Consider the following 13,155-nt stretch of genomic DNA (forward strand, 5'->3'; position numbering starts at 1 on the left):
AGGGGTCCGCGTTTCACCAGAGACAGATTGACCTAACCCAGAATACCCGGCAGACGCAGGCCATGCGCCCGAGCACAGTCCTTAGCACTCTGGTAGCCGGCATCCGCATGGCGCCAGACGCCCGAGGCCGGATCGTTCCACAGCACACGCTCCAATCGCCGGGCCGCGTCCTCGGTACCATCGGCACAGATCACCACACCCGCATGCTGGCTGAACCCCATGCCAACGCCCCCGCCGTGATGCAGCGACACCCAGGTCGCGCCGCTGGCCGTATTGATCAGCGCGTTCAACAACGGCCAGTCAGAGACAGCGTCTGATCCGTCCAGCATTGCTTCGGTCTCGCGATTAGGGCTGGCGACCGAGCCCGAATCCAAGTGGTCACGACCGATGACAACTGGTGCCTTCAGCTCGCCGCTTGCAACCATCTCGTTGAACGCCAAACCAGCGCGGTGACGGTCGCCCAACCCGATCCAGCAGATGCGCGCCGGAAGCCCCTGAAACGCGATACGGTCCGAGGCCATGTCGAGCCACCGGTGCAAATGCGTGTTCTCGGGGAACAGCTCTTTCATCTTGGCGTCGGTCTTGTGGATGTCTTCGGGATCACCTGACAAGGCACACCACCGGAACGGCCCGATCCCCTTGCAGAATAGCGGGCGGATATAGGCTGGTACGAATCCGGGAAAGGCAAAGGCGTTTTCAAGCCCTTCATCCTGCGCCACCTGACGAATGTTGTTGCCGTAATCCAGCGTGGGCACGCCTGCATTCCAGAAATCCACCATCGCGGCCACATGCTGCTTCATTGAAGCGCGAGCTGCCCTTTCCACTGCTTTAGGATCTGTTTCTCGCTTTTCTCGCCATTCGGCCATCGACCAGCCCAAAGGCAGATAGCCGTTGATCGGGTCATGCGCGCTGGTCTGGTCGGTGACGATATCGGGGCGCATGCCACCTGCGGTCATGCGACGATAGATCTCGGGGAAGATCTCGGCCGCATTGCCCAACAGACCGACAGACTTTGCCTCCCCCGCTTTGGTCCAGCGGTCGATCATCGCCAATGCGTCGTCCAGTGTATCGGCTTTTTCGTCCAGATATTTGGTGCGCAGGCGAAACTCGATGCTGTCAGGGTTGCACTCCACCGCCAAACAACAAGCACCCGCAAAGACAGCGGCCAAGGGCTGCGCACCGCCCATACCGCCCAAACCACCGGTCAAGATCCACTTGCCGGTCAGATCACCGCCATAGTGCTGGCGTCCAGCCTCAGCAAAGGTCTCATAAGTCCCCTGCACGATGCCTTGCGTGCCGATATAGATCCACGACCCAGCCGTCATCTGGCCATACATCATCAGGCCCTTTTTATCGAGTTCGTTAAAGTGATCCCAAGTCGCCCAATGAGGTACGAGGTTTGAATTGGCGATCAAAACGCGAGGGGCATCGGTGTGGGTGCGGATGATCGCGACCGGTTTACCGGATTGGACAATCAACGTCTCATCCACCTCCAGATCCTTCAAACCGGCAACAATAGTGTCGAAATCCTTCCAAGTCCGCGCCGCGCGTCCGATGCCGCCATAGACCACCAGCTCATGCGGGTTTTCAGCCACGTCCGGGTGCAGATTGTTCATCAACATCCGCAACGGTGCCTCGGTCAGCCAGCTTTTGGCGTTCAACTCGGGGCCGGTCGGGGGGAAGATATCGCGCGTGTTTTTGCGGGGATCGGTCATGGGGCAAGCTCCAAAGCAGTGTCTTGGATGGTGGTCAGAATATCGTGCAACCACGGGCGCAGGCGATTGGCCTTGCCAGAGTCGAAAGCCCAGGGTTCGGTTTCGGCGGTCAGATAGGTCGATTGCGCCAGTTCCATCTGGATGGCGTGAATCCCAGCTTCCGGTTGGCCATAGTGACGGGTCGACCAGCCCCCACGAAAACGGCCGTTCAGGACCGTGTCAAAGGGTGAGGATGCTGCAAGTTCATTCGTAACAAACTCTATCTTCGGCGCGCAGGTCACACCGTTGTCGGTTCCGATATTGAGGTCCGGCAAGGTACCTTTGAACAAGAACGGAATGCGGCTGCGGATCGAATGACAATCGAACAAGACCGCAACACCATGGCGGGTTTTTACTCTGCGCAATTCCTCAGCCAGCGCCGCGTGATACGGCGCATGATAGGCGTGCCGCCGCGCTTCGATCTCATCAACTGACGGCTCTTGTCCGGATTGCCAGATTGGCTGGCCGTCGAAATCCGTCACGGGCACCAGAGTGGTTGTGTTTTGCCCTGGGTAGAGTGATACGCCGTTTGGGTCCCGGTTTGCGTCGATCACATAACGGTGCACATTGGATTGTACGACGGTTGCATCGGCTAGAAGCCCTTCATAGAGCCTGTTTATGTGCCAATCTGTGTCTTTCAGCGACCGCCCGTTTGCGTTCAGACGGGCGGCAAAGTCATCGGGAACATAGGTCCCGCCATGCGGTTGTCCCAACACGATTGGGCTTTGGCCCCGTGTGACAGTCACCACCTGCATCATGACAGCTCCGGCATCGAGCTTTCAACTGCGTGTAAAATGTCGCCGCTTTCGACCAATGCGCGGGCCTTTTCCAGCTCGGGTGCGAGATAGCGGTCGTCGGTCAGCGACGGGATCTCGACGCGCAGTCGGTCGATGGCCCGTTGCAGCGGCGCGCTTGTGGTCAAGGGCGCGCGGAATTCGATACCTTGCGCCGCGCAAAGCAGTTCGATCCCCAGAATATAGTTCAGGTTTCCGACCATCCGCTTCAACCGCCGTGCCCCATGCGCAGCCATCGAGACGTGGTCTTCCTGATTGGCCGAGGTTGGGGTGCTGTCGGTGACGCAAGGGTTGGCCAGATGCTTGTTCTCGCTCATCAGCGCTGCGGTCGTAACCTCGGCGATCATCAGCCCCGAATTCAGCCCTGGCTCCGGTGTCAGAAATGGCGGCAGATCAAAGCTGAGCGCCGGGTCGACCATCAGGGCAATGCGGCGCTGCGCGATGGCACCAATCTCGGATATCGCCAAGGCAATCATATCTGCGGCAAACCCCACTGGTTCCGCGTGGAAGTTACCACCAGACACGATGGCCTCAGGCGCGCTGAGTACCAGAGGATTATCTGTTGCGGCATTCGCCTCGGTCACCAGCGTTGTTGCCGCCTGACGCATCACATCCAGCGCCGCGCCGGTGACTTGCGGCTGACAGCGGATGCAATATGGGTCCTGGACGCGCGTATCCCCGTCCCTGTGGCTTTCACGGATCTCCGACCCTGCCAGAACCTCCCGCATCGCCGCTGCTGCATCAATCTGCCCCCGATGCCCGCGCAGCGCATGGATTTCGGGCTGCAAAGGCGCAGTCGAACCCATGATCGCGTCGGTTGACATGGCAGAAACGACCAACGCATTTTGAGCAGCGCGCCAGGCCTGGAACAAACCGCCAAGCGCATATGCGGTTGAAAACTGGGTGCCGTTGATGAAGGCCAATCCTTCTTTTGGCCCCAGAGAAACAGGCTCTAAACCTGCGTTTGTCAATGCATCCGCGCCGGGCAGAACAGCACCGTTTACCTCGGCCTCTCCCTCTCCGATGATCACGGCGGTCATATGGGCCAAGGGCGCCAGATCGCCCGAGGCGCCCACGGACCCTTGCGCTGGGATCACCGGCGTCACACCACGCGCCAGCATCTGTTGCAACAGATCGATCAATTCCCAACGCACCCCGGATGCGCCACGGCCAAAGGACAACAGCTTGAGCGACATCATCAGCCGCACCAAGCGGCGCGGGACCGCCGCGCCAACGCCGCAACAATGGCTTAGGATCAGATTTCGCTGCAGGGTCGAGGTGTCCTCGGGCGCGATTTTGTGGCTGGCCAGTTTTCCAAACCCGGTATTCACACCGTAAACGGCTTGCGCTCCAGCGGCGGCCTCGGCAATGCGCTGTGCTGCGTTGTCCACTGCGGGCTTGCAGGCCGGGTCTAGACCAATGGGTGTTTCGTTCCAATAGATCTGCGCAAGCTGTTCCAGCGACACAGAGCCGGAGGTCAGGGTCAGTTCCGTCATGTCCGCCCTCCCACCAACCGCGCGTGAAGCGGGTTGAATCCGATGCGATAGGCAAGCTCGGCCGGGTGTGTGACATCCCAGACGGCCAGATCCGCCCGCAATCCCGGCACTATGAGGCCTGTGTCATCCAAACCCAGCGCACGGGCTGCGTTTTTGGTGACGCCGGCCAGCGCTTCTTCGGGTGTCAGTCGGAACAAGGTGCAACCCATATTCATGGTCAGCAACAAAGACGCTAGCGGAGACGAGCCAGGGTTGCAGTCCGTCGCCAACGCCATGGGGACGTTGTGGCGGCGTAGATCCTGAACCGGCGGCACCTGCGTTTCGCGCAATGTATAGAACGCACCGGGCAGAAGGACTGCAACCGTTCGGGCATCACCCATCGCGGCCACGCCATCCTCGTCCAAGTATTCAATATGATCTGCGGACAACGCTCCGTAAGATGCTGCGAGCTTGGCACCTCCGAGGTTCGACAGCTGTTCAGCGTGCAGCTTCACCGGCAGGCCTAGCGCTTTCGCGGCATCAAACACGCGCGCGATCTGATTGGCGTCAAAAGCGATGCCTTCGCAGAACCCGTCAACTGCGTCCAACAGCCCTTCGGCATGTGCCGCGCGCAGCGTCGGAATACAGACCTCATCGATATAGGCATCTGAGCGATCCGCGTATTCCGGGGGAACGGCATGGGCCCCGAGGAAGCTTGTTTTGACCCTAATATTGCGGCTTTCGGGGATCTGTCGTGCCACCCGCAGCATTCGCAACTCTGTCTCACGGTCCAGACCATAGCCGGATTTCACCTCGATGCAGCTGACCCCCTCGGCAATCAGAGCGTCAATGCGGGTCAACGCATCGCGCAGCAAGGCTTGTTCACTGGCGGCCCGGGTTGCGTTCACCGTGGACAGGATTCCGCCTCCGGCACGGGCGATCTCCTCGTAAGTTGCCCCGTTTAACCGCATCTCGAATTCAACCGCGCGATTGCCGCCAAACACCACATGAGTATGCGCATCAATCAACGCAGGCGTCATGAGGCGATCACCGTCATCAACACGTGGCCACTGACTGTATGCTGCGGGCAGCTCCGCCTGCACGCCCACCCAAGCGATCCGTCCGGTTTCGATGGCAACTGCGCCGTTATCGATCATGCCATAGGCCCGTGGGCCGTCCATCGTGGCCAAAGACCGGCAGAAAATCACAGATTTTTCCGTCATCGCGATTCTTTTGGACTCCCTTCGTGTAAAATTTTTGTATACGTATAATAATTATATTACTACACAAAATGAGAACGCCGTGACGATCTTTGCCGAATCCGCTTTGTTAGGCTCTGAGTGGGTCAGAAATATCCGTGTGATCGTCGAAGATGGGCGGATCGCGCAGGTAGAACAGAGTGCACAACCCAAGGATCATGACATCCAGGTCAGTGTATTGCTTCCCGCGCTTGCGAACCTTCACAGCCACGCTTTTCAGCGCGCCATGGCCGGGATGACCGAAACCCGCGTTGAAGGGCGAGAGAGCTTTTGGACATGGCGCGACTTGATGTATCGGTTTCTGGATCGTTTGACGCCTGATCACATTCAGTCCATCGCCGCACTGGCCTTTCTTGAGATGCAAGAGGCCGGGTTCGCTTCGGTCGGAGAGTTCCACTATGTCCATCATCAGCCCGGCGGTCAGCGGTATGACAGCGAAAGCGAGCTTAGCCAGCGCATCTTTGCTGCCGCTGAACAGACCGGCATCGGGCTGACGCATTTGCCGGTGCTGTATACCTATGGCGGTGTCGAACAGCAGCCGCTTGAGGGTGGGCAGTTGCGGTTTGGATATCGCGTGGATGAATATCTCAACTTGCTAGAGGCCTGCCGCGACCGCTTACCCCTGCCCGACAGCGCAATTGGCATTGCGCCACATTCGTTGCGGGCGACCTCGGCGCATGATCTGCGCGAGGTGTTGGATCACACCACGGACGGCCCGGTTCATATTCACATCGCCGAACAGGTCAAAGAAGTTCAGGATGTAAAAAACACCCTCGGCGCACGACCAGTGGAGTGGCTGTTGAACAATGCCGATATAAACGACCGCTGGTGCCTGATCCACGCAACCCATATGACCGATGCGGAAACGATCGCAATGGCCCGATCCGGTGCGGTGGCTGGCCTCTGCCCGATCACCGAGGCCAATCTGGGCGACGGTATCTTCAACGGGGCCACCTATCTGCGTGCGAAAGGGGCATTTGGCGTCGGCTCAGACTCCAACATACGGATATCGGCCCCGGAAGAGCTGCGCATGTTGGAGTATTCCCAACGCCTGCGGGATAAGGCGCGGGCAGTTCTAGTGCCCGCGGCTGGATCGGTTGGCCAGACACTGTATTGCGGCGCGGCGCTCGGCGGGGCACAGGCGCTCGCCCGGAAGGCGGGTCAGATCGCTCCGGGATATCTGGCGGATCTTGTCGCCATCGACCGCACCCACCCGACCCTGTGCGCGCTGAAGGATGATCAAGTGCTGGATGGTGTGTGTTTCGCCGCGCCTGACGGGTTGGTCACCGATCTGTGGTCCGCCGGGCGGCACATGGTTCGGGGCGGACGGCATATCGAGCGTGACACCATCCTTGCCACCTACCGCGCCGCGATGCGCGATCTCTTGCAAAATGTCTGAAACCCCAAGTATCAGAGCCTGAATGACCCAATCCAACGACATAACCGGTTACAAAGACATCAAGCATACCGTGCTTGAGCGTATCCGCTCGGGCGAATGGCAACCCGACACATTGCTGCCCAACGAAGAAGAGCTGGCGAACAGCTTTTCCTGCACCCGCACAACGGTAAACCGCGCGTTGAGAGAACTGGCCGAAGAAGGGTATCTGGAGCGACGACGCAAGGCCGGAACCCGCGTGTTGCGCGCGCCGCAGAGGCAGGCCAAATTCACTATTCCGCTCGTGCGCGATGAAGTCACTGCGGCTGGTGACGTCTATCGCTATGCCCATGTCTCAACCGAAATTCTCGACGCACCGGAATGGCTATGCGCGCGTCTGGCTCTGCGCAAAGGTCAACAGGTTGCCCATGTGCGCTGCATGCACTTTTCCGGGAACACCCCGTTCCAATTCGAAGACCGCTGGATCAATGCCGCAAGCGTGCCGCAGGTTTTGGCAGCCGATTTCGCCGAATTAGGCCCGAATGAGTGGTTGGTTCAGACCGTGCCTTTCACCAATGTCGAGCTGTCCTTTCTGGCCAGCCGCGCCGATGAAGCGGTTGCCGGATTTCTTGACCTTCCCAAAGATGAGCCGGTTTTCACCGCCGAGCGGATCACCTGGCTGCAGGGGGCACCAGTGACTTTCGCAAAGCTCTATTTCGGCGCAGGGTATCGGATGACCACTCAAATCTAAGGACTTAGGCCCGCAGAGGAACACGGCCATGATCCGTCAAAAGCCAGCAGTCTTTTCCTTCGAAGACTGCGACGGAAACAGGATGGCCATAGCCAGCACCTGTATCCAGATTGACCCGGTTGCCATAATGCGTAGCTGCATCAACAGGAGTGTGACCGTGTACTATCAACTTAGGATGCGCTCCGATAAAATTGTGGAACTCCTGCCGAATCCAAACCAGATCGTTTGCATTTTGCGCATTCAAAGCGACGCCTGGTCGAATTCCCGCATGTACAAAAGCGAGGTCTGGCGTTTGATGCATCAGCACCAGATCCCGCAGGAATGCCTCGTGTGAGTACGGAACGGCAGCTTTCGCCTTGGCGTGCAAATCCTCAAGCCGGATCTGCCCCTCGAACTCAACACCATAGCTCTTGAGAGTCTCGATCCCGCCCAAGCGGTCATGCAGCCAATGGTAGCCGACCAACAGATGCGGATCATGACGTGGGATATCCTCCATGAACCAGGCGAACATCCTGTCATGATTGCCGAGAAGTGTGATCCAGTTGCGCCCGGCATCCTTGCCACAGATCAGACGGTCGATTACACCAAGACTGTCCGGTCCCCGGTCAACGTAGTCACCCAGAAAAACAACCCGTGCGTCCGGCCCGCCGTCTTCCGAGATCAGCGACATCGCACGATCAAACTCGGCCGTTTGCCCATGCAGGTCACCAACTGCGTAGATCGGGTTTGTCATGGGGCATCCTCAACGGTTTGAATGTTTGCTTTCTGACGCAAATCCCATTGAGAAAAAAGACAATGCCCGCTCTGGGTTTAGAGCGGGCATGAAACTGTCTCAGAAACTCAACAGCTTGGGTCAGGCCACATCGAACTGCAGCGGTTTGATCTGTGTGAACAGCCCTGTCTCAGCCAGTTTGGCGCGTGCCTCAGCAGGGACAGGCTCGTCCACATAGAGCAACGCAATCGCTTCCCCGCCTGCCGCGGCGCGGCCCAGTGTAAAGTTAGCGATGTTCACGCCGTGCTCGCCCATCGTCTGCCCCAGCGCACCGATAATACCCGGTACGTCTTCGTTGGTGGTATAAAGCATATGAGCGCCGACCTCGGCATCGATGTTGATACCTTTGATCTGGATAAAGCGCGGTTTTCCGTCGCTGAACACGGTGCCGCCAATCGAACGCTCGCGCTTTTCGGTCACGACGGTCACCTTGATATAGCCCTCGAACGCACCGGATTTGTCCTGGTTGGTGGTCGAGATCTGAATACCGCGTTCTTTGGCAACAACAGGGGCCGAGACCATGTTTACCTCGGGGTTGAACTTTTTCATGATACCCGCCACGACCGAACAGTTCAGCGCGGCCAGGTTCATCTCGGCAGCGACCCCGTCATAGAGGATGTTGATCGCTTTGATCGGCTCATCCGTCATCTGACCGATGAAGCTGCCCAAATGACCGGCCAGCTTGATCCATGGGCCCATGACTTTGGCTTCTTCCGCCGTCACGCTGGGCATGTTCAGCGCGTTTTCCACCGCGCCGGTCAGCAGATAGTTCGAGATCTGCTCGGCCACTTGCAGCGCCACGTTTTCCTGTGCCTCGGTTGTCGCCGCACCAAGGTGCGGTGTGCAGACCACGTTGGGCAGGTTGAACAGGGCGTTTTCCTTGGCCGGTTCTTCGCTGAACACGTCAAAGGCCGCACCGGCGACATGGCCCGATTGCAGCGCTTCGGCCAGAGCCTCTTCGTCCACCAGACCACCCCGGGCACAGTTGACGATACGCACGCCTTTCTTGGTCTTGGCCAGGTTTTCGCGGCTGAGGATATTCCGGGTCTGATCGGTCAGCGGAACGTGCAGAGTGATGAAATCGGCGCGGGCCAGCAGCTCATCCAGTTCCACCTTTTCCACACCCATCTTGGCGGCTTTCTCTTCGCCCAGATAGGGGTCATAGGCCACAACCTTCATCTTCAGGCCCAGCGCACGTTCACAGACGATACCACCGATATTGCCCGCGCCGATGACGCCGAGGGTCTTGTTGGTTAACTCGATCCCCATGAACTTGGACTTTTCCCACTTGCCCGCATGGGTCGAGGTTGAGGCTTCGGGGATTTGCCGCGCAACCGCGAACATCATCGCAATCGCGTGTTCAGCCGTGGTGATCATGTTGCCGAACGGCGTGTTCATCACGATCACACCCTTTTTCGACGCCGCTTCCTTGTCGATATTGTCAGTGCCAATCCCGGCGCGACCGATGACTTTCAGCTTGTCGGCCTTTTCCAGAATGGTCGGTGTGACCTTGGTGGCCGACCGGATGGCGAGACCGTCATACTGACCAATCACCTCGGCCAGTTTGTCTTTGTCCTTACCCAGATCGGGCATGAAATCCACGTCGATGCCGCGATCCCGAAAGATCTGCACGGCGGTTTCGCTGAGCTTGTCAGATACGAGTACTTTGGGGGCCATAATCTCTGGTCCTTGAATTGTATGGAAAGTCCGGGCCAGACGCGGCCCGGAAAAAAGGTCAGGCGGCTTCGCTTTGCGCTGCGATCTCAGCCTCAAACGCCCAGGCCAGCCATGGCAACATCGCCTCGATATCCGAGGTCTCAACCGTGCCGCCGCACCAGATGCGCAGGCCCGCGGGCGCGTCACGATAGGCGCCGATGTCCAGCGCGATGTTCTCGGCCTCCAGCCGTTTGGCCACGGCCTTGGCAAAGCTTGCGCCATCTTGGATGCGCGGGTCGGTGAATTTGAGGCACACAGAAGTTTTGGATTGCGTCGCTGCGTCTTCGGCCAGGTTGGCGATCCAGTCGTTCTGGTCACAGAACGCATGTACCGCACCGGCATTGGCGTCGGCCCGAGCGATCAGGCCTTGCAGCCCACCGACCGAGCGCGCCCAGTCTAGCGCGAACAGATAATCTTCGACCGCAAGCATCGACGGTGTGTTGATCGTTGCACCTGTAAAGATGCCTTCGATCAACTTACCACCTTTGGTCAGGCGGAAGATCTTGGGCAAGGGCCAAGCGGGGGTGTAGCTTTCCAACCGCTCAACAGCGCGGGGGCTCAGGACGATCATGCCATGTGCGGCCTCGCCACCCAGCACTTTTTGCCAGCTGAACGTGGTCACATCCAGTTTGTCCCAGGGCAGGTCCATCGCAAATGCGGCGCTTGTGGCGTCGCAAATGGTCAGCCCGGCGCGGTCATCCGCGATCCAGTCGCCATTCGGCACCCGAACGCCCGAGGTGGTGCCGTTCCAGGTAAACACAACGTCATTGGCGAAATCGACCGAGGCCAGATCGACGATCTGCCCATAATCAGCGGTTTTGATCTCGGCGTCGATCTTCAGTTGTTTGACCACATCGGTCACCCAACCCGCGCCAAAGCTTTCCCAGGCCAGCATCTCGACCTTGCGTTCGCCCAACAGCGACCACATCGCCATCTCGACCGCACCGGTGTCCGAGGCGGGAACAATGCCAATCTTGTAGTCCGCCGGAATGCCCAGCACCTCACGCGTGCCTTCGATGGCGGCTTTCAGCTTGTCCTTGCCGACAGCAGCACGGTGCGAGCGGCCCAGCGCAGCATCGGCCAGTTTGCTGAGTTCAAATGTAGGGGGTTTGGCGCAGGGGCCCGAGGAAAAACGCGGATTCGCCGGCCGCATATCAGGTTTGCGAGCGGCGTCGCGCGACGCCGGTTGTTCGATAGTCATCTGTATTACCCTTCCAGATACACGCCCCTCGTTGGGGAGGGGTGTCCCACGGGCAGAGCTATGCTGCGCGCGCAGCGTCAGCAAGCAGAAAAGACGGTTCATTCGCCGAAAACGACACGGCTCGTGACAAAAATCGCGAACTGAAGTTTCCGATAGGCGCAAATCTCTGCCGGACATGCGCCTTATCTGAAAGGTTTACGTAAGGCGCACCGCCTCGCCCGTGCTCAGCGACTGTTGCGCGGCAAGACCCATCCGAACGGCCCAGATGCCGTCCTGCAATGTCACGTCCGGGCGTGCGCGTTGACCGCGCAGCAGTTCCAGAAACCCCTGATGCTGATAGAAGGTCGATCCGTTGTGATCCCCAGCCGCCAGCAAAGTGGGATCAACCTGAATGTCTTTTGACACCGGCCCTTTGGGCGCTCGCGGACTGACGATGAGCTGCGGAACAGGCGGTTCGCCCAGATCTTCGGGCCAGAACCGGCCCGGACCCGGCACCAATGCCTCGATCTTGGCCTGCGCGCCCACAGCTGAAATTTCTTCCTGATAGCGCGCACCCTCGGCGAACATGCACAGCTCCAGCATGGCCCGCGTTCCGTTCGCGAAATCGACCATCACATAGCCATGGTCCAGAATGTCGGGCACTTCGCCATCATAGCTTTCATCCAGATGGTTAACGGCCTGTCCGCCACTGGCCGTGACCCGCACCGGATCAGACTGAAGGATCAACCGCATCAGGTCGAAGAAATGGCAGCATTTCTCGACAAAGGTTCCGCCGGTGTTGCGGTTGAACCGGTTCCAGTTCCCAACCTTCTCGAGAAACGGAAAGCGGTGTTCGCGGATCGACAGCATTTTGACACCACCCGTGACGTCCGCTTGATCAATGAGCGCCGCAATGGGCGGCATATAGCGATACTCCATCGCCACCCAGATCGGATGGGGATAATCCCGAGCCAGTGCCTCAAGCCGCGTTAAATCCTGCGGATCGGTGAACAGGGGTTTTTCCACCAGCAACGGCAACGGGCGCGTCGCAGCAATGTCGCAGATCTGATCCACATGCAGGTGATTTGGGCTGACGATGACAACACAATCCAGATCTTCGACCGCAAGCAGATCTTGCACCGACCCAACAAGTGCCGCGTCCGGGGCGATGGCCTGCGCGGTTTGGGCCATTTCGGCATCCGGCTCATATATCGCCGAGACGCGCGTGCCCTCAAGCAAGGCGATGTTGTGAAGGTGCTCTTGCCCCATCATGCCGCATCCGATCAGCCCATAGTGGATGGTCCGGGTCATGGGTGTTTCCTTTTACTTCAAACGTTGGACATAGGTGGCCCGATCAGGATCGAACCATGTTTTTGAAAACTCGACGGGCTCTGCCGTTTCCGACCAGCTGAACCGCTCGATATACCCTGCGATCTGCCCGGCGGGTTTGGTGAAGCCGTCAGGCGTCCAGTCGGGCAGCGCTTGGATCGAAACCCGGTCCTCGGCGCGCGTGATCCAAAAGCCCAACTGGTGCTGGTAATAGCGATAAAGCGAGTCCGACAGCAGGCTCTGGTCGATCAGGCCAACTGATTCGTCCAGCCAGATTTCTTCGACCGCTATAATTGTGTCATTCAGGTAGCGCATTCGGCGTACGCGAGAGCCGCGCTGCGACGTCCCGAATTGCGGCAGGTCCGCAGGCTTCTCCAGATGATCGACCGACAGAACATCCGCGCGCGGCAGGCCACCGCCTTCGGGTAGTTCCAGACGGAACATGGCATAGACACTGTTTTGTGTTCCGGTGTCACGAACATAATTGCCCGAGCCCTGAATACGCTCCAACATGCCTTTTTTCGCAAGCTCGGCGAGCGATTTTCGCAACGTCCCGACTGAGACCTGAAGCTCTGCCGCCATGTCGCGTTCTGGGGGCAAACGCTCACCGTCAATCAAGCGACCAGCGGCGATGTCGCGGATCAGCAATTCCGCGATCTGCACATAGATCGGCAGTGCGTTTGGGTTTCGGCTGTTGGGGGACACGTGCGGGCGCTTCACTCTGTCGCGGAAAAAATTGATACACTATTG

The 13,155-nt window shown here is 58.8% G+C and carries 11 protein-coding genes; 2 read left to right on the top strand and 9 right to left on the bottom strand.

Annotated features, from left to right (window positions below):
- Nucleotides 1–32 precede the first annotated feature (32 nt).
- The 4 genes from hutU to hutI are packed head-to-tail and all read right to left on the bottom strand — an operon-like array spanning nucleotide 33 to nucleotide 5,246.
- Nucleotides 33–1,715, bottom strand: a complete 1,683-nt coding sequence (gene hutU, locus GOW40_RS07595; RefSeq protein WP_171136607.1) for a urocanate hydratase — start codon at nucleotides 1,713–1,715, stop codon at nucleotides 33–35.
- Complete coding sequence (gene hutG, locus GOW40_RS07600) at nucleotides 1,712–2,509, bottom strand: N-formylglutamate deformylase (protein ID WP_171132091.1); 798 nt, start codon at nucleotides 2,507–2,509, stop codon at nucleotides 1,712–1,714. Before hutG ends, hutU begins: the two co-directional genes overlap by 4 nt.
- On the bottom strand, nucleotides 2,509–4,044 hold the full coding sequence (gene hutH / locus GOW40_RS07605; protein ID WP_171132089.1) for a histidine ammonia-lyase: 1,536 nt from the start codon (nucleotides 4,042–4,044) through the stop codon (nucleotides 2,509–2,511). Before hutH ends, hutG begins: the two co-directional genes overlap by 1 nt.
- A complete protein-coding gene (gene hutI / locus GOW40_RS07610; protein WP_171132087.1) occupies nucleotides 4,041–5,246 on the bottom strand; it encodes an imidazolonepropionase in 1,206 nt (401 codons plus the stop codon). Before hutI ends, hutH begins: the two co-directional genes overlap by 4 nt.
- A gap of 79 nt (nucleotides 5,247–5,325) precedes the next feature.
- Between hutI and GOW40_RS07615 the strand changes: the two genes are divergently transcribed.
- Nucleotides 5,326–6,681, top strand: coding sequence for a formimidoylglutamate deiminase (locus tag GOW40_RS07615; RefSeq protein WP_171132085.1), 1,356 nt, complete (start codon nucleotides 5,326–5,328; stop codon nucleotides 6,679–6,681).
- A 22-nt stretch (nucleotides 6,682–6,703) separates the two neighbouring features.
- Entirely contained in the window at nucleotides 6,704–7,408 is a 705-nt protein-coding gene (locus tag GOW40_RS07620; protein ID WP_171132083.1) for a GntR family transcriptional regulator, read from the top strand.
- A 4-nt stretch (nucleotides 7,409–7,412) separates the two neighbouring features.
- On the opposite strand, the gene GOW40_RS07625 is transcribed toward GOW40_RS07620, so the two are convergent.
- The 5 genes from GOW40_RS07625 to GOW40_RS07645 form a co-directional block, all read right to left on the bottom strand.
- Entirely contained in the window at nucleotides 7,413–8,141 is a 729-nt protein-coding gene (locus GOW40_RS07625) for a metallophosphoesterase family protein (RefSeq protein ID WP_171132081.1), read from the bottom strand.
- A 120-nt stretch (nucleotides 8,142–8,261) separates the two neighbouring features.
- Entirely contained in the window at nucleotides 8,262–9,857 is a 1,596-nt protein-coding gene (serA, locus tag GOW40_RS07630) for a phosphoglycerate dehydrogenase (protein ID WP_171132079.1), read from the bottom strand.
- Nucleotides 9,858–9,915: 58 nt separating this feature from the next.
- Nucleotides 9,916–11,097, bottom strand: coding sequence for a phosphoserine transaminase (locus GOW40_RS07635; RefSeq protein ID WP_171132077.1), 1,182 nt, complete (start codon nucleotides 11,095–11,097; stop codon nucleotides 9,916–9,918).
- Between the two features lie 195 nt (nucleotides 11,098–11,292).
- A complete protein-coding gene (locus GOW40_RS07640) occupies nucleotides 11,293–12,387 on the bottom strand; it encodes a Gfo/Idh/MocA family protein (protein ID WP_171132076.1) in 1,095 nt (364 codons plus the stop codon).
- A 12-nt stretch (nucleotides 12,388–12,399) separates the two neighbouring features.
- On the bottom strand, nucleotides 12,400–13,110 hold the full coding sequence (locus GOW40_RS07645) for a GntR family transcriptional regulator (RefSeq protein ID WP_171132074.1): 711 nt from the start codon (nucleotides 13,108–13,110) through the stop codon (nucleotides 12,400–12,402).
- Nucleotides 13,111–13,155 lie beyond the last annotated feature (45 nt).

Source organism: Ruegeria sp. HKCCA6707, from assembly GCF_013033515.1.
In the GTDB taxonomy this organism is placed as follows: Bacteria; Pseudomonadota; Alphaproteobacteria; order Rhodobacterales; family Rhodobacteraceae; genus Ruegeria.